Annotated in this window: 10 protein-coding genes; 3 read left to right on the forward strand and 7 right to left on the reverse strand. The window is 71.9% G+C overall.

From position 1 onward, the window contains the following. Positions 1–151: 151 nt before the first annotated feature. Positions 152–1,159 carry a winged helix-turn-helix domain-containing protein gene (locus CP980_RS28870; protein ID WP_150529385.1) on the reverse strand — a complete coding sequence of 336 codons (1,008 nt, stop codon included), beginning with the start codon at positions 1,157–1,159 and terminating at the stop codon, positions 152–154. Positions 1,160–1,220: 61 nt separating this feature from the next. On the opposite strand from CP980_RS28870, the gene CP980_RS28875 reads away from it, so the two are divergent. After that, the gene (locus CP980_RS28875) at positions 1,221–2,426 is read left to right on the forward strand and encodes an MFS transporter (protein ID WP_150529386.1); all 1,206 of its coding nucleotides are present in this window, start codon (positions 1,221–1,223) and stop codon (positions 2,424–2,426) included. Between the two features lie 74 nt (positions 2,427–2,500). Further along, positions 2,501–3,697 (forward strand): IS701 family transposase, encoded by a 1,197-nt coding sequence (locus CP980_RS28880; protein WP_132758780.1) that lies wholly within the window; start codon positions 2,501–2,503, stop codon positions 3,695–3,697. Here the strand turns inward: CP980_RS28880 and CP980_RS28885 are convergent. The 6 genes from CP980_RS28885 to CP980_RS28910 form a co-directional block, all read right to left on the reverse strand. Further along, positions 3,656–4,492, reverse strand: a complete 837-nt coding sequence (locus CP980_RS28885; RefSeq protein ID WP_150529387.1) for an AfsR/SARP family transcriptional regulator — start codon at positions 4,490–4,492, stop codon at positions 3,656–3,658. The two genes, CP980_RS28880 and CP980_RS28885, sit on opposite strands and share 42 nt — an antisense overlap. Before the next feature lie 300 nt (positions 4,493–4,792). Beyond that, positions 4,793–5,707 (reverse strand): LLM class flavin-dependent oxidoreductase, encoded by a 915-nt coding sequence (locus tag CP980_RS28890; protein WP_167535892.1) that lies wholly within the window; start codon positions 5,705–5,707, stop codon positions 4,793–4,795. Beyond that, entirely contained in the window at positions 5,704–6,831 is a 1,128-nt protein-coding gene (locus tag CP980_RS28895; protein ID WP_132758783.1) for an acyl-CoA dehydrogenase family protein, read from the reverse strand. Before CP980_RS28895 ends, CP980_RS28890 begins: the two co-directional genes overlap by 4 nt. A 24-nt stretch (positions 6,832–6,855) precedes the next feature. Then, positions 6,856–7,839 (reverse strand): clavaminate synthase family protein, encoded by a 984-nt coding sequence (locus tag CP980_RS28900; RefSeq protein ID WP_132758784.1) that lies wholly within the window; start codon positions 7,837–7,839, stop codon positions 6,856–6,858. 38 nt (positions 7,840–7,877) lie between these two features. Beyond that, the gene (locus tag CP980_RS28905; RefSeq protein ID WP_150529389.1) at positions 7,878–15,098 is read right to left on the reverse strand and encodes an amino acid adenylation domain-containing protein; all 7,221 of its coding nucleotides are present in this window, start codon (positions 15,096–15,098) and stop codon (positions 7,878–7,880) included. Positions 15,099–15,183: 85 nt separating this feature from the next. Continuing rightward, a complete protein-coding gene (locus CP980_RS28910; RefSeq protein WP_132758786.1) occupies positions 15,184–15,366 on the reverse strand; it encodes an MbtH family protein in 183 nt (60 codons plus the stop codon). A gap of 296 nt (positions 15,367–15,662) precedes the next feature. On the opposite strand from CP980_RS28910, the gene CP980_RS28915 reads away from it, so the two are divergent. Then, positions 15,663–17,474, forward strand: a complete 1,812-nt coding sequence (locus CP980_RS28915; protein ID WP_167535893.1) for a non-ribosomal peptide synthetase — start codon at positions 15,663–15,665, stop codon at positions 17,472–17,474. Positions 17,475–17,492: the final 18 nt, after the last annotated feature.

Below are 17,492 nucleotides of genomic sequence, written 5' to 3' on the forward strand. Positions count from 1 at the left end.
ACCGCCGGGGCGGGGCGGCAGGGGCCGGGCAGGAGCGGGAAGCGGTGGGAGCGACCGGGCGCAGGAAGGCGTTTCCCGTGGGCGGGGCCCGGCCGCGGCGCGGTCTTCGGCGTCAGGACACAGCGGGGCGTAGAGCAGGGCGTGCGGCCCGTCACGGACCGCCGAGACCGGCGCGCTGTGCTCCCACGAGGACCTGCCCCGCCGAGGTGAGGTAATAGAGGACGGAACGGCCCGCGCGTCGGCGGTGGGTCAAGCGGGCCTCGAACAGGATCTTCAGGTGCCGGCCCACCGAGCCCAGCGGCTGGCCGGTGAGGGCCACCAGCTGGGTGGTGGTCTTCGGGGCGTCGAGCAAGGTGAGGATTTCGGCCCGGGCGGCCCCGAGCAGGGCGGCAAGGGCCTCGGGCGCCGGTTCGCGGTCCCCGTCCGCCAGAACGCCCGAGCAGGGGTAGACGATCGCGTACCGCGGGGGCGCGTCCGGGCGGTCGACGGCCGGGACGTCCCAGCAGACCCAGCTCTGGTCCAGGGTGACCGGGACGAACATCAGCTGTACCCCGGAGAGCTCCAGGGGAGGGCTGTCACAGACAGTGGTCTGCAGGCGGTCCTCCCCGAGCCAGCGCATTCCCGGACGCATCTCGCTCAAGGCCGTGGCCCAACCGTGGACGCCCAGCCGCGTGGTGCGGGCGACGATGTCGGCCTCGACGATCCGCCGGCGTCGTGGCCAGGAGGGCTGGACGGCCTCCGACCACACCCACTCCAGCAGGTCCGCACACCGATCGGCGAGGTCGTCGCGGCGCAGCAGGGCGGGCAGCGAGCCGTTCAGGGACTCCGTCAGATCGGCGCGGACGGCGGCGGGCGGCGTGCTACGGATCTGCTCCAGTTCCTGGGCGAACGTGGCCTCGCCGTCGCCGAGGGGTGTGGGAGTGAGGAAGGTCGCGTTCCACCTGCGGCCCAGCGCGGCACGGACCAGGGCCGCCGTGACCCGGTCACGGGCCAGGCGATCCCGGTAGCCGGGGAGATGGGCGTCGAGCCACTGCTGCTCGCCGATGTGCGCCGCGCTGCCGCGGTGCAGGGTCTTGAGGCCGGCGAGCACCTCGGCCAGTGGCGAGATGACGAACCGCCCGCCCGCAAGGGTGTCCGCGTCGACCTGCCACCAGCTCATTGGTTTCGCCTCCCTGCGAAACTTTAACCGCCCGTCGATCACGGCGAAGAGACTCAGTGCCATGCGTACCTATCGGGAACTGTTCCGTACCCAGGAGTTCACCCCGCTCTTCGCAGTCTCGGCCGCGCAGACAGCGGCCCAGACGATGAGCGGACTGGCCCTGGGAATCTTGGTGTTCAGACAGACGGACTCCGCGTTGCTGTCCTCGCTGGCGATGTTCGGTCCGGCGCTCGCCCAGCTGGTGGGGGCGGCGACCGTGCTGTCCGCGGCGGACCGGCTGCCGCCGCGGGCCGCCCTCACGGCCCTCAGTCTGCTCTTCGGCGCAGGCACAGCACTGCAGGCGATTCCCGGGCTGCCGATCTGGGCGGTGTTCGTGGTGCTCCTGGGGCTCGGCATCGTCGGGTCGGTCAGCGGTGGAGTGCGGTACGGGCTGCTGAACGAGGTCCTGACGCGGGACGGCTATCTGCTCGGGCGGTCCGTCCTCAACATGTCGGTCGGCATCATCCAGATCTGCGGCTTCGCGCTCGGTGGTGTGCTGGTGGCACTGGTCTCGGCGCGCGGCACCCTTCTTCTGTCCGCCGCGCTGTACCTGCTCGCCGCCGTGGTGGCGCGGGCCGGGCTCGGCAGCCGCCCGCCCCGCGGCACGGGAAGGGCATCGGTCGCCGAGACCTGGCGTGCCAACACGAAACTCTGGTCCTCAGTGCCCCGGCGGTACGTGTACCTCGCGCTGTGGGTGCCGAACGGCCTGATCGTCGGCGTGGAGGCGCTCTACGTCCCGTACTCGCCGGGCGACGCCGGCCTCCTCTTCGCGTTCGGGGCGGTCGGAATGCTGGTCGGGGACACCTTGGTGGGCAGGTTCCTGCCGCCCGGGTGGCGGGACCGGCTGGCCGTCCCGCTGTGTGTGCTCCTCGCTGCCCCGTACCTCCTCTTCGCGGTACGTCCGTCGCTGCCGCTCGCTCTGGTGCTGGTGACGGTCGCCACCTTCGGGTACGCGGCAGGGCTGCTTCTGCAGGACCGGCTGATGGCACTCACTTCGGACGAACTGAGCGGGCAGGCGCTGGGGCTGCACAGCTCCGGAATGCTGGCCATGCAGGGAGTGGGTGCGCTGGTGGCCGGAGCGGTCGCCGAGCTGACCACCCCCACCACCGGCATCGTGGTGACTGCGGCGCTCTCGCTGGCCGCGACCCTGCTGCTCGCGCCGGGCTTGCGCCGGGGCGCGGCGGAGGCTGCAGACCCGGAGCACGACGCCTCGCTCGCCCGGCAGTAGGGCGCCTGCGCGGGTGCACGGCACTTTGACGTCGCTTCCACACGGCTTCCATCCGAGCCGCGCAGGCTGGACAAATGCTGACTCCGAGCGATGACCTGTCCGTGTTCTGTGCCTCTCTGTTCGCTTCGATGCCCCGGGTCGCCCAGCGCCGCTGGGGTGAGGTGTACGTGCGGGGACTGGTGGAGGTGCCCGGGCGGAAGTCGGTGCGGCGGATCTCGGAGAGGCTGCTGGGACGGCGCGCCGACCAGAGCCTCCAGCAGTTCGTCAACCAGAGTTCCTGGGACTGGCAGCCAGTGCGCGAGCGCATCGCCCAGCTGGTGGGTGTCGCCCTCCAGCCCCGGGCGTGGGTGGTGGAGGAGGTGGTGCTGCCGAAGAGCGGACGCAACTCGGTCGGGGTCGACCAGCAGTACTCCCAGACGCTCGGGCGGGTGCTCAACTGCCAGCTGGGCCTCGTGGTCCTGGCGGTCGGTCCGCGAGGCACCGCACCAGTCAACTGGCGTCTGCTGCTGCCGCTTTCCTGGGACGCCGACGAGGAGCGCAGGGCTCGCAGCCGGGTACCCGATGAGGAGCGCCACTCCTCACGGTGGCACCACCTGTTCGATGCGCTGGACGAGTTGACCACCGGCTGGCGGGCGAGGCCGCAGCCCGTCGTCGTGGACGCCAGCGGCAGCCCGTCGGCCGTGGCACTGATCCGGGGCCTGGAGACCCGTGGGCTGCCCTACGCGGTTCGGGTGGACGGCTCCACGCCGGTGGAGCGGCTCGCCTCGGGTGAGACCATCACCCTGGGGGACCGGCTGGCACGGACCGCGCAGGCCCGTGGGACGGTCCGGGAAGCGCGCGGCGGACCAGGACCGGGCTTCCGGTACAGCACCCTCCTGATACCCGCTTCCGGTGGGAGTGGCGCAGGCGCCGGGCAGGGCATCGGGCTGGCGCAGCGCACCCGGAAGGTTGTGGTGAGGTGGGGCACCGAGCCGGGGAGCGTGGAGTCGGCGTGGGTCACCAATGCCGAGGGGGCCCGGTCCCCCGACCTGCTGGAGCTGTTGGCGTTGAGCTCCCGAGCCGGCCGGGACCTGCAGCGGCTCAGTGAGCTGTCGGGCCTGCGTCACTTCGAGGGGCGGTCGTTCCGGGGCTGGCACCACCACGTCACATTGGTTTCGGCAGCCCACGCCTACCGGCTGCTCAGGCGGCCGTCCGTCGCCGCCGGCCGTCCGTCGCCGCAGCGCCCGGCATCAGGCCGTACGGCAGCCGACCACGTCGAGTGTCTGCCGTAGCCCGGTCGAGGGCGAGGCGGGCGGGTCGAGTGCGGGGTCCGCGAGCAGGATCGCGCGGTGCAGCTGCTGCAACCGCCGTGAAGGTTCGATGGCCAGTTCCCCGGTGAGCACGGCGCACAGCTCCCGGTATACCGCCAGTGCCTCGGCCTGCCGCCCCGACCGGACCAGTGCCAGCATCAGTTGGGCGTGGAGGTTCTCATGGGTGGGGAACTCGGCCGCCAGGCCGGTCAGCTCGCTGATCACCTCGTGGTGCAGACCCAGCTGGAGTTCGGCCTCGATCCGCAGTTCGAGACAGTTGAGTCGGCTCTCCTGCAGCCGGGCCCGGTGGGCCGTGATGTACGGGCCGGCCTGCACGTCGACGACGGGTGAGTCCTTCCACAGCGCGAGGGCCCCGCGAAGCGTCTGCGCTCCCCGGTGGCAGTCCCCGCGCAGCAGCGCACGCTTTCCTTCCTCGACCTGGTCGGTGAAACGGAACAGGTCGAGACAGCCCCTGCCGAGGGACAGCTGGTAGCCGTGTTGCCGTGTGCGCAGGACGTCGTCCGACGGCCCTCGTTCGGCATCGGTGGAGTGAAGGGCCCGCCGGATCTGCATGACGTAGGTGCGCAGCGTGGTGACGGCGCTGCGCGGAGGGTGTGCGGCCCACAGCTCGTCGATGCATGTCGCAGTGGTGATGAACTGGTTGGCATTGAGCGCCAGGAGCGCGAGCAACTGACGCGGCTTGGGCGCACTGGGTCCACAGTCCGGGGCGCATTCGGTATGTCCGACAAACAGCGGGCCTAGTACCTCGATATACATGGATCGCGCCTCCCCGGCCGAATTGTCGCCTGGTGGGCAGACGAATCCGGCGCGAATGCTGGCCAGCAACCTATTGGTTGCTACAACGACATGCACCCTAGGCGGGCCGGTCGGTGAAGATCAACGGAGATTGGGCTCGATAGTGAGGTTCAGGACACTCTGGGGTTGGGATTGGAGCTTTGTGCGGCGTGATGCCATCCCTCACAACCTCGCCGTGGTAAAGCGCAGTTGCTGAATCAGCCGCCTCGGTGGCTGACGTGGGCGGGGGGGCGGAGCGCGGCCGGCCCCGCCCACGTTCGGTCAGGGTGCGAAGGCGCTCAAAGCGGAGGAGGCTGCGCGGAGGAAACTTGGCCGATTTCCGCGGAACACCCCATCGGAACGCGGATGGTTCATCACCACATCCGTGAAACCGATTTCACGGCATCTCCCCACGACATCCACGAAACGCTCGGGAGAAGAGTACGGCGAATTCACCACACGGCTGACGTTCACGAGACGCCCGATGTCCGAGAATGGCCGCCCCGTCTCCTCACAGGCCTCCGCGAGCGATACCACCTGCCGGGCCAGCACCCGCCAGGCCTCCTCCTCCGATTGCTCGCCGGGACGTCCGGCATCGCCTATGGTCACCCACCACTGGCCGTGCCGGGCGGCCAGCCGCATCCCGCGCGGCCCCGCGGCCGCGATGGCGAACGGTACCCGCGGCTGCTGGACGCACCCCGGTACCATCCGGGCCTCGACGGCACTGAAGTACTCGCCGCGGCGGGTGGTGGACCGATGGCGCAGCAGGTCGTCCGAGAGATCGACGAACTCGGCGAAGCGGTCCGCACGTCGGCGCGGCGTCAGGGGCTCTGTACCGAGCAGGCTCTCGTCACCCCCCGGCGCGCCGGCACCGAGTCCGAACACGAAGCGGCCCGCCGAGAGCTCGTCGATGGTCATCACCTGCTTGGCGACCACGGCCGGATGCCGGAAGTTCGGGGTCGACACCATCGTCCCCAGCCGGATCCGCCCGGTCACCGCGGCGACGGCGGACAGCACGCCCAGGGCGTCGTACCACGGACCGTCGCGCAGGGTGCGCCAGGAGTGGTGGTCGAAACACCATGCGTGGTCCAGCCCCAGGTCCTCCAACTCCCGCCAGATCTCCCGGGCCTCTGGCCAGGGGTGCTCCGGAAGCACGACGGCGCCGATCCGGACTCCGCCCTGCCCCGCGCCGGTCACAGCGTGCCCAGCCGGGCCGTGACCATCTCGCGGCACAGGTAGTTCGGGGGGCCCATCAGGGTGACGGCGCGCGCGTCCTGCGCGAGTCGATTGAGCGCGTGGCCGCGGGAGAACGCCGTGCTGCCGGCCAGTTCCTGCGCGCCCCGGCAGATCGCCTCGGCCGTCTCGGAGGCGAATACCTTGGCCGTCAGCGCCGCAGCGCTGCGGTCGGCGGGGGCGGCGGTGGCCGCCTCCACCACCCCGCGCACGGCAGCCAGGCGTGAATCCAGCTCGAAGACGTGGTGCCGGTAGATCGGGCTGTCCAGCATCGAACGCCGGCGTCCGAGCTCGATCGCGATGCCGCGGGCCGCTTCGGCGACGCCCAGCGCGACCGCTCCCAGAGTGAGCCCCAGCGTGTGGGGGTGACCGATGACCGCGGGGGTGTCGCCGGAGCGGATCAAGACGTCGCCCTCCTCGGCGAGGTACCCGTCCAACCGGATGAGCCCCGTTGCCGAGCGGCGCATGCCGGACAGGTCCAGCACCCCGTCCGCGGTGAATCCGGGCCGGGTGCTGTCGACCACGAAGATGCCTTGGTCGGTACGGCCGTAGCTACCGCTTGCCTGGTCCTCCCCACCGGTGCGGGCCAGGACCAGGTAGAGGTCCGCCACCCCCGCGCCAGTGGTGAACGTCTTGGCGCCGTTCAGCTCCCAGCCCCCGTCGGGCCGCCGCTCTGCGGAGGTTGCGATGTTCTGCTTCGCGGCGTCCGCCCCCGGCTCGCTCCAGGACGAAGCGAAGATCCTGCCGTCGTGGGAGACGGACGTGAGCAGCTTCTTGCGCTGCTCCTCCGAGCCGTAGGCGGCGATCCGGCTGACGGCCGCGTAGTGCAGGAAGACGATGATCCCCACCGAGGCGTCGACCTGGGACAGGGCGGTGATCACAGCATTGACGTCCCGCCAGTCCGCTCCGAGACCCGCGTACTCGGTCGGGACGGGCAGGCTCAGCACACTGCTGCGGCGCAGCGCGTCCAGCACGGCGTCACTGGGGCGGCCGCCGCTGTCGTCGTCGGCCTCCGCCCGCAGCGCGGCCAGGAGTTCGTCGAGGCCCGGCAGGCCGGGCGAGGTGGGTGGGGGCGGGGAGAGTTCCATGGCTTCTCTTTCCACGAACGGGGCTCAGCGGACGAGGACGTATCCGTCGTCCGTGCGGAAGGCGCGCGAGCGGCGCAGGTCGGCCATGGCGAAGGTGCGCTGGACCCAGCGGTCCCGGCCGTCGTATCGCGGGCGGAAGGCGGTACGCCCGTGCAGGCAGACCCGGTTGTCCACGATCGCCAGGTCACCGGCGCGCAGCCGGACGGTACGGGCCACGGCCACCAGGCCGTCCGACAGCTCGGCCAGGGCCTCCCGGGCAGCCGGGGTCAGTCCGGTGGTGGCTGCGAAATCCACCTGGATGTCGGGGTCTTCGGGGGTCCCCGTCAGCACGGCGTGGCGGACCGGCCCGTCTTCGGGCGAACCGAAGGACGGCGGCGGCTGCGTGCTGAACTCGGGCTGCCACAGGCAGTCGACGGCCCGGTCCGAAAGCTTCGGCAGGGCTTCGCGGATCGAGGCGGTGGACAGGCCGGCGACCCCCTCGTGGTCCGGCCGCAGGCACAGCAGCATCACGAAGTCCGGGCGGTGCTCGTGGAAGGCGTTCTCGTTGTGCATCATCAGGTCCACCGAGCCGGCGTTGCCCTGGAAGTACTCCTGGCCGGGCACGGGCACGACGTCCTGCACCAACGCGCCGGACTTCTCCGCCAGAAACGCGGCGGGGTCGCCCAGTCCGCACGCCGTCATCACCAGGAGCGCGGCCGCGGCGGTGGGCGCCCGCTGAACCGAGCCGCCCGCCATCGGGGTGGCCGGCAGGGACTGCTCGTCCACGGGGAGTCCGCGCACCACGACGGCGCCGCTCGGCCCGGAGTGCCGGCGGAACGAGCCGATCTCACGGCGGTACACGGCCGGCAGCTCCGCCCACGCGGACCGGGCGGCGGCGACCCACGCCGCGTCGTCGATCCGGTCTGCCTCCGACACGAGCCGCAGGCTGACATCGGCGATCTCCGCGGCCGCCTTCGCCGGGATGGCCCGGACGGCCTCGGCGGGCGCGGCCTGTGCTGTTTTGGACATGCTTCCTCTCCTCCGCAATAGCCGGAAAACGGTAGTCGTCAGACCCGCGGCCGGCGCAGAACGGCTGCGATCGCGGCGCCGATCCGCTCCGCGGGGCGCCGGTGCATCATGGCGCCGTGCACACAGTCCACCCGATGGACCTCCAGCTCCCCGGTGACGAATCGACGCCAGGCCTGCGGATCCCCTGAGTCGGGATCGGCGGCTGCTTGGAAGAACAGGGCATCCCCCTTGAACACCCCGGGCCGGTGGGCACGTCCGAGGGCCGAGTGGTGGGTGAACGTACGGGCCATGGCGGCGATGGTCTCCTCGTCCAGGCCGGCGAGCGGTCCGTCCTCCCGGCCCGTCAGCCGGACGAAGTCCGCCACCGTCAGCCGCCCGTCGGACAGGCCGTCGCTCGGCCGGCCCAGCGATCTGAGGAGTTCGGCCAGCGGGTCGGGTACGCCGTCTGCTGCGGACGGTGCGGCGTCCGCCTCGGGGGGATATCCGTCGAGCAGGGCGAGCAGGTCGACATCCTCGCCCTCTTCCTGGAGCCGGACGGCCATCGCGTGGGCGACCAGGGCGCCGAAGGACCAGCCGAGCAGCCGGTACGGACCGGACGGCTGGATCTCGCGGACCTGCCGCACGTAGTCGCAGGCCAGCTCTGCGACGCTCGCGGGCGGTGCCGCTTGCGGCCGCAGCGTCGGTGCCTGCAGTGCGTGCACCGGCTGGTCGGGATCGATCGGGTCGAGCAGCCCCGTGTACACCCAGCCGATACCGGCTCCGGGGTGCACGCAGAACAGCGGTGCCCGGTCCCGGGAGCGGCCGGTCCGCAACGTCAGGAGCGGCGTCACGGAGTCCTGTCGCCCGCCCGCTTCGAGACGGGCGGCCAGCGCAGCCACCGAGGGCGCGGCGAACAGGTCCTGGATGCCGGCCCGGAGGCCGAGCGTTCGGCGGATCAGCGCGACCAGCCGGGCGGCGCGCAGCGACTGCCCGCCCAGCGTGAAGAAGCCGTCGTCCACGTCCACGTGCGGCAGATCGAGCACCTCCGCGAACAAGGCGCAGAGCGACTTCTCAAGAGCGGTGTCCGGGGCCCGGCCCGCGCCGGCCGACCGCACCTCGGGCACGGGCAGCCGTCCCCGGTCCAGCTTCCCGTTCTTCGTGAGCGGCAGGCGGTCGATGGGGGCGTACACCGAGGGCTGCATGTACGAGGGCAGCAGGCCCGCCGCAGCCGCCCGGACCGCCTCGCTGTCGAGGCCCTCCGGCCCGTCCGGGACCAGGTGGGCCACCAGCCGGTCCCCGCCGACGACGGTCACGGCCGCGGCCGCCACCCCGGGCAGGGTCGAGAGGACCGCCTCCACCTCGCCCAGCTCCACCCGGAAGCCGCGCACCTTGACCTGGTCGTCCACCCGCCCGACGAACTCTGCCTGCCCGTCGTGGCGCCACCGCACGAGGTCCCCGGTGCGGTACATCCGGGCCCCGGGCGCACCGTAGGGGTCGGGCAGGAACCGCGCGGCGGTCAGATCGGGCTGGTTCAGGTAGCCGCGAGCGAGCAGGCCGCCGCCGATGAACAGCTCGCCCACCACACCGGCCGGCACCGGGGACAGCGCCTCGTCCAGCACGTACCACTGGGTGTTCCAGATGGGGCGGCCGATGGTCACGCCGCCCGCAGGGACGGCTTCGCCGGGCTCGATCCGGTACTCCGCGCAGCCCACCGTCGTCTCGGTCGGACCGTACTCGTTCACGACGGTCACCCCGGGATGGAGGGCGCGCCATTCGTCCAGTGCCGCGCCCAGCAACAGCTCCCCACCGAGCACGAGTTGCCCCGTGGGGGCGTACGACTCGGGCAGGATGCGGAACAGTCCGAGGTGCGAGGGGGTCGCCTTGACGAAGGTCGGCTGCTCCACCGTGCCCGGTTCGGCGTCGTCGAGCGTGACGAGCTCCAATGAGCCGCCGCAGGTCAGCGGCCCCCAGAGCCCGGTGACGGTGAGGTCGAAGGCTACGGGTGAATGGACCAGCGCCCTCCCGGCCATCGCCGGGTAGGCATGCCGGGCCCAGGCCAGGTACAGGCTGAGGGAGCGGTGCTCGATCACTACGCCCTTGGGCTCGCCGGTCGAGCCGGAGGTGTAGATGACGTACGCGGTGTCCGCAGGCGTGGGCTCCGCGGTGCGCTCGCTCGGCCCGAGGTCCCCCCCGGCATGCCGACCGACCGCGGCCGAGGCGTCGGGCTCGTCCAGCAGCAGCCGGGCGGTAACGGGGAGGCTGTCCGCGAGTGCGGTCGTGGTCACCGTCAGCGCGGGCGCTGCCGACCCGATGATGCGCCCCAGGCGCTCCGGCGGCTGGCCCGGGTCCAGCGGCAGGTAGCCTGCGCCGGCCTTGAGCACCCCCAGCAGCACCGCCACCAGCTCCGGAGTGCGTGGCAGTGCCACGGCGACGAGCCGCCCGGGCCCGATGCCCAGGCCGGCCAGATGCCGGGCGAAGCGGTTGGCGCGTGCGTTCAGCTCGCCGTATGAGAGGACGCACTCGCCGTCGCGCACAGCGGGTGCGTCCGGCGTCTCGCGTGCACATCGTTCGAACAGTTCCGGCACGGTGCGCGTCGGTACGTCCGCGGCCGTGTCGTTCCAGTCGACGAGGATCCGCCGGCGCTCCTCGGCCGTCAGCAGCTCCACGGAGCCGATGCGTCGGTCCGGGTCGGCTGCCAGCCCGACGAGCAGGCGGTGCAGCCGGGCGGCCAGTTCCTCGGCAGTGGCCTGGTCGAACAGAGCCTCGGCGTACTCCAGTACGCCGTGCAGTCCCGTCGGCTCCCCGGCGGTGCCGCCTCCGTCGGCCAGGGCGACCCGGAGATCGAACTTGGACACCTCGAACGGCACTGGCTCCTCGCTCGCCTCCAGGCCGGCCGGTGCCAGTCCGTCGGTCACGCTCCGGTCGAGCTGGAGGACCACCTGGAACAGCGGGTGCCGGGCCAGCGAGCGGTCTGGGTTGACCGCCTCGACCACCCGCTCGAACGGCAGGTCGGCGTGTTCGTACGCGGCCAGGTCCCATTCCCGTACACGGGCCAGCAGTTCGACGAAAGTCGGGTCCCCGGAGACGTCGGTGCGCAGCACGAGGGTGTTCACGAAGACGCCGACCAGATCGTCGAGTGCCTCGTCGCCACGGCCCGCCGCGGGCACCCCGATCGGGATGTCGGTGCCGGCACCCAGCCGGGACAGCAGTGCGGCAAGGGCGGCCTGCAGCACCATCAGGAGCGTACAGCCGTGGGCGCGGGCCAGCCGCAGCAACCGGCCGTGCAATGCGGCGTCCAGCACCAGAGGAACGGTGCCCCCGGAGTTGTCCGCCGTACCGGGCCGCGGACGGTCGTAGGGAAGCTCCAGCTCGGTCGGCAGGCCGGCCAGCCGTTCCCGCCAGAAGGCGAGCTGTCGGCCGGCCGCGGAGGCCGGATCGGCCTCCTCGGCCAGCAGGGCCAGCTGCCACTGCGTGAAGTCCGCGTACTGCACGGGCAGGGGTGGAAGGCCGTGTGCCACACCTGTCACGTGCGCGTCGTAGGCGGCGAAGAGGTCCCGCAGGAGCACACCGAGCGACCAGCCGTCGGTCGCGACGTGGTGGACGACCAGGATCAGGACGTGCTCGAAGGAGGCCGTCCGCACCAGGACCGCGCGCAGCGGGGGCTCGGAGGCCAGGTCGAACTCCCGGCCTGCGACATCGGAGAGGATCCGGTCGAGCCCGTCCGGCGGGCACTCGACGCGTTCCAGTAGCCGCGGTACGGAGTCGGCGGGAAGGATCCGCTGGCAAGGGTCGCCACCGTCGTCGGGGAAGACGGTCCGCAGCGCCTCGTGCCGGGTGACCACTTCTGCGAGTGCGGCCTCCAGCCCTTCCTGGTCGAGCCTCCCGCGGAGCCGCAGTGCGAAGGGCGAGTTGTAGTCGGTGCTCTGTCTGGCCCTGCTCAGGAACCAGATCCGGCGCTGGGCGGCGGAGAGCGGCAGAACGGGTGGCCGCGGGGCGGGGACGAGCGCCGGCCGGGAGGGCCGGGACGCCTCCAACAGATCCACGAGGCCGGCCACGGTCGGCGTCCTGAACAGGTCGCGGATCGGAAGCTCGACCCCGAAGGCGGTGCGGATCCGGGCGATGAGACGGGTCGCCAGCAGCGAGTGTCCGCCCAGGGCGAAGAAGTCGTCCTCGGCACCGACCGTCGGCAGCGCCAGGACCTCGGCGAACAGTCCCGCGAGGATCTCCTCGCGGGGGCCGCGCGGGGGCCGGGAGCCGGCCTCGGGGCCCGTGTCCGGCTCGGGCAGCTCCACGCGCAGCAGGGCGTGGCGGTCGAGCTTGCCCGTCGCCGTGAGCGGGAGCCGGAAGACGGGTACGAAGTGTGAGGGGATCAGGTAGTCCGGGAGCGACTGCGCCAGCAGTGCCCGCAACTGGGCAGCTCCGGGCACGGATCCGCCCTCCGGGGTGAGGTAGGCGACCAGTCGCCGGTCCCCGGGAGCCACCTCGACCGGGAGTACCGCGGCCTCGGCGACCTCGGGGATGTCCCGCAGCCGAGCCTCTACTTCGGCCGGCTCGACACGGTAGCCGCGGATCTTCACCTGGTCGTCGGCCCGGCCCAGGAATTCCACGGTGCCTTCCGCACGCCACCGGACCAGGTCGCCGGTCCGGTACATCAGCTGCCCGGGTTCCGTTGCGTACGGGGAGGGGAGGAACCGCTCGGCGGTGAGGTCCGGCCGGCCGACGTAACCCCGCGCGAGCCAGGGCCGGGTGACGTACAGCTCGCCGGGCATGCCGACCGGCACCGCCCGCATGCGCGCGTCCAGCACGTGGATACGGGTGTTGGCGATCGGGCGGCCGATCGGCGGACGCGTGGGCCACTCCTGCGGTGGACCGGTCATCAGGTGGGCGACGACCGCGTGCGTCTCGGTGGGGCCGCACTGGTTTTCCAAGGCGATGCCCGGCATGCGGGCCAGGAAGGAGCGGACCTCCTTGCCGAGAGCGAGCCGTTCGCCCGCGGTGACGATCTCTCGGAGCGGCAGGGGCGCCGTAGCTTCGGCGGCGTCCTGCACGGCGAGCTGCTCCAGCACCATCGGCGGGCAGAACAGCCGCCGGACGTCGTGGGTGCGGATGGCGGCCAGCACCCGGCGGGGGTCACGGCGCTCCTCTTCCCCGATCAGCACGAGTGAGCCGCCGGTGAGGAAGGTGGTGAACAGCTCCTGGAAGGAGGCGTCGAAATGCAGGGACGAGAATTGCAGGGTGGGCCCGGTCACAGTGGTCCGGTCCACCTGCCACTGGATCAGGTTCAGCAGGGGCGCATGGGCCATCGCCACGCCCTTCGGGCGGCCGGTGGAGCCCGAGGTGTAGATCACGTAGCAGAGGTTGTCGCCGGTCGCCAAGGGCTCGGGGTCGGCCGACGGGTGCGCCCCGAGGCCGTCCGCCTGCAGCAGCACGGCCGGAGTGTCCTTCGGTAGCAGGCCGGCGAGCCGGCTGTCGGTGACGACGAGGTCGGCCCCGGCATCGCCGAGGATGTAGGCCAGCCGGTCTTCCGGGTAGGCCGGGTCGAGGGGCAGATAACCGCCGCCCGCCTTGAGTACGGCGAGCAGCGCCACCACGAAGTCCGTGCCCCTGGGCAGGAGCAGTCCGACGGTCCGTTCCGGGCCGACGCCGCGCTCGCGCAGTGCGTGGGCGAGCCGGTTGGACCGGGTGTTGAGTTCCCGGTACGTCAGGCGCCGGTCGCCCTCGACCAGTGCGATGGCCTCGGGAGTGCGGCCGACCTGGCGTTCGAAGGCGTCCGTGACCGTACCGTCGGGAACGGGCCTGGCGGTGTCGTTCCAGGCGTCGAGCCGCTCGGCCAGCACTCCGGTGTCGGCCGCAGGCAGATCCGCCAGCGAATCGTCCGGGTGACGGGCGGCCTGCTCCAGCAGGTGAACGTACTGCTCGGCCAGCGACCGGGCGGTGGCCTCGTCGAAGAGATCGGTGGCGTAGACGAGTTCGCCCGTCAGCGGGCCCGATCCGGCCTCCGTGAGGTGCAGCGTGAGGTCGAAGTTCGTCGAAGGCCGGCGGTGCGGCACAGTCTCCACCTCGGCGCCGTCGAGTTCGAGCCCGACAGCGGGGCCGGACACGTCGAACCACACCTGGACCAGTGGGTTGAGGCTGGTCTCCCGCGGTGGGGCGAGTTCCTCGATGAGGCGCTGGAACGGCAGGTCCTGGTGGGCGAACGCGTCCAGGGTGACCGACCGCACCCGGTCGACCACCTCCCGCACGGTCGGGTCGCCGGCGAGGTCCGCGCGGACGGGCAGGGTGTTCACGAAGAAGCCGACCAGATCCTCGACCTCCGGCCGGATCCGCCCCGACGCCGGGCAGCCGACGAGGAAGTCGGTGCTGTTCGTGTGGCGTGACAGCAGGGCCTGGAACACGGCCAGCGTGGTCATGAACGGCGTGGCCCCCTGCGCGCGGGACAGGGCGCGCAGACCGTCGGCCGCCTCCGCGTCCACACGGAATGAGACCACGGCACCCTGGTACCCGGGGACGGCCGGGCGCGGCCGGTCCGTCGGCAACTGGAGCGTGGTCGGCGCGCCCTGCAGGGTCCTGCGCCAGTGCTCCAGCAGCTGCTCCGTGCGGCGGCCCGTCACCGCGGCGTGCTGCCAGGCCGCGTAGTCGGTGTAGTCGACGGGCAGGGGGGCCCAGCCCGGTTCGCCGCCTGCCAGTGCGGCCCGGTACGCCGTGGCCAGGTCGCGTTCGAACACCCCGATCGACCAGCCGTCGAAGGCGATGTGGTGGACGACGGCGGCCAGGACGTGGTCGTCCTCGGCCAGGCGCAGCAGGGTCGTGCGCAGCAGGGGCCCGGCGGCAAGGTCGAACGGGGTCTGCAACTCCTCCGCGAGGTACTCGGCAACGGCGGCGTGCGGATCGGCGCGACCGGCCAGGTCGACCGTACGCAGAACGGTGCGGTCGGCCTCGCAGACCACGACGTACGGCTGCCCGGCATCGTCGGCGAAATGGGAGCGGAGCGTGGTGTGGCGCTCGGCCACCGACCGCAGTGCCCTCTCCAGGGCCGGTACGTCGAGCGGCCCGCGGACGCGATAGACGGTGTCGGCCGTGATGTAGGCGATCGAGCCCGGATGCATCTGCTCCAGGAACCAGAGCCGCTGCTGCGCGAACGACAGCGTCGGCCGCTCGCCGCGGTCCTGCCGGGTAAGGGCGGCCTCTTCACCCGCGCCTCCATCGCTCCCGCCGCGCAGGCGGCGGGCCAGCAGTTCGGCCTGGGCGGCGGAGAGTTGCGGTGGGTGCTCGACGGTCATTGCCTCTCCGAACGTAGACCGGGACAGGGTCCCTGTGGACTGGATACGGCGGCCCCGGGCCGGAACGGCACCCGTGGTCCGCGCGTCACGACCCGGACAGAGCCCGGCGGACGCTCAGCGGAGTGATGTCGGGCCAGGCGGTGCGTATGTACGCCAGGCACTCGTCCTTGCTGCCGGCCACCCCGACCTCGGACCAGCCGGGCGGGACCTCGCGATCCCGGGGCCATATGGAGTGCTGCTCCTCGTGGTTGACCACGACCTTGAACATGGCGTCACCCTTCGACCTGGGGGGCTGCCGGCGCCCGCCCGGGGCGGGCCGGCGGCCGTCGTCTTCGGATCATCAACACTCTTCCGCCGTACCGGCAAGGACCCGCCCACAAGATCGGGAGCACTTCGTTCAATCGAGGAAAGTGCGGGTGACTACGTTCAGTTGGCGTTGAATCCGGGTCGCCGCTCTGCTGATGCTGAAGGCGAACGACCCGCGGTGAGAGCGGGGAGAGGCGATCGTGTAGGGCGCGGTCGCAGGACTTGGGGACTACTGCCGCACCGCGACGAGGAGCCGCCTTGGACATCATCGAGCGTTTCGAAGCACAGGCCCGGCGCGACCCCGGGAGCCTCGCGATCCTGGCCGGGCAGATACGCCTGCGCTACGGCGAGTTGGATGCCAAGGCCAACCGGCTCGCCCATGCCTTGAGGAGCCGGGGTGCCGGTCCGGAGACGGTCGTGGGCATCTGCATGAGCCGCCGCGCGGAGGCGTTCGTCTCCATGCTCGCGGCCCTCAAGACCGGTGCTGCGTTCCAGCCGCTCGACCCGGGTCACCCCGCCGCGCGGCTCGCGGAGAGCCTGGAAGCCTCCGGCGCCCTCCTCCTGCTCACCGAGCGGGCGCTGGCCGACGCCTTCCGCGGAGCCCCGCTCCCCGTGCTCCCGTACGAGGATCTGGACCCGGAACTCGCCGGGCACCCGCCGACCCGGCCCGAGCGGCTCCTTCCCGAACAGGCCCTGCGCTGCGTCATCTTCACGTCCGGATCCACCGGACGCCCCAAGGGAATCGGCCTGACCTCGGCCTCGATCGCGAACGTCGCCGACTGGGCCGTCAGCCGGCTGGCCGGGCCGCAGGTGTTCCTGCAGTTCACCTCCCTGGGCTTCGACGTATCCCTCCAGGAGATCTTCGGGGCGCTGCTCAGCGGTGGCTCGCTGGTCCTCGTCGGCGAGGAACACCGGCAGGACCCGTTGGCGCTCTTGGAACTGATGGCCCGGGAGCGGGTCCAGCGCGTCTACCTGTCGCCGGCCTACCTGCGGCAGCTGGCCCGCACAGGGGTGCAGGAGCCGGCCCTCACCAGCCGGCTGGCGCTGACCGAGATCGTCGCCGCGGGCGAGCCGCTGCGCCTGACCGAGGACGTCCGGCGGTTCATCGCAATGCTGGGGGGCACGATCCTGGAGAACCAGTACGGCCCCTCCGAGACCCACCAGGCCACCGCCTGCACCCTGACCGGGAGCCTGGACGAGTGGCCCGACAGTCCGCCCCTGGGTCGGCTCCTTCCCGGCGTGCGCGGCCATGTCCTGGACGAGCACCTCGACCCCGTGCCGGACGGCGAGTCAGGCGAGCTGCACATCGCGGGCACCGGAGTCAGCCGGGGATACCTGGGCCGTCCCGACCTGACGGCGGAGAGATTCCTGCCGGACCCGTACGGCCCGCCGGGCAGCCGCATGTACCGCACCGGCGACTTGGTCCGGTTCGACGCCGCCACCGGCCGGCTGGAATTCATTGGGCGGATCGACGGCCAGGTGAAGATCCGCGGGCACCGGGTCGAGCCGTCCGAGGTCGATGCTGCCCTTGCCGCGCACCCGGACATCCGGGAAGCAGTGACCGTCCCCCGGCAATCAGCCGAGGGAACCTGGCAGTTGACTGCGTACTTCGTGGTGGGACGGGGCCGCACACCGCCCGGCCGCGCCGCCCTGCGGGAGTTCCTCGCACAGCGGCTCCCCTCGTACATGCTGCCCGGCACGATGGTGCGGATCCCCGCGCTTCCCCTCAACAACAACGGCAAAGTGGACCGGGCCGCCCTGCCCCGACCGGACGAACTGCCCGACGCGGACGTCGAGCTCGTCCCCCCGCAGAACCCCCAGCAGGAGGTCATCCAAAGGATCTGGGCGGAGGTCCTGGAACGCCGGCGGATCGGGATCGACGACTCCTTCCTCGACCTGGGCGGCGACTCCCTGCGCGCCATGCAGATCGTCTCGCGCGTCCGCCATGCCTTCGGCGTGGACCTGGGGGTCCGCGCCCTGTTCGACGCCCCCACCGTGCGTGCTCTCGCGCAGGCGGTGGAGCAGGCCGTGATCGCGGAGATCACCGCCGTGCAGGCCGCCGACCTCTGAGACCGGTCCGCGGCGCCC

It is taken from the genome of Streptomyces vinaceus, assembly GCF_008704935.1.
In the GTDB taxonomy this organism is placed as follows: domain Bacteria; phylum Actinomycetota; class Actinomycetes; order Streptomycetales; family Streptomycetaceae; genus Streptomyces; species Streptomyces vinaceus.

Excerpts from the sequence above, each read along its gene's own strand:
- CP980_RS28870 (WP_150529385.1), bottom strand. The coding sequence starts at position 1,159 with ATGAGCTGGTGGCAGGTCGACGCGGACACCCTTGCGGGCGGGCGGTTC.
- CP980_RS28875 (WP_150529386.1), top strand. The coding sequence starts at position 1,221 with ATGCGTACCTATCGGGAACTGTTCCGTACCCAGGAGTTCACCCCGCTC.
- CP980_RS28880 (WP_132758780.1), top strand. The coding sequence starts at position 2,501 with ATGCTGACTCCGAGCGATGACCTGTCCGTGTTCTGTGCCTCTCTGTTC.
- CP980_RS28885 (WP_150529387.1), bottom strand. The coding sequence starts at position 4,492 with ATGTATATCGAGGTACTAGGCCCGCTGTTTGTCGGACATACCGAATGC.
- CP980_RS28895 (WP_132758783.1), bottom strand. The coding sequence starts at position 6,831 with ATGGAACTCTCCCCGCCCCCACCCACCTCGCCCGGCCTGCCGGGCCTC.
- CP980_RS28900 (WP_132758784.1), bottom strand. The coding sequence starts at position 7,839 with ATGTCCAAAACAGCACAGGCCGCGCCCGCCGAGGCCGTCCGGGCCATC.
- CP980_RS28905 (WP_150529389.1), bottom strand. The coding sequence starts at position 15,098 with ATGACCGTCGAGCACCCACCGCAACTCTCCGCCGCCCAGGCCGAACTG.
- CP980_RS28910 (WP_132758786.1), bottom strand. The coding sequence starts at position 15,366 with ATGTTCAAGGTCGTGGTCAACCACGAGGAGCAGCACTCCATATGGCCC.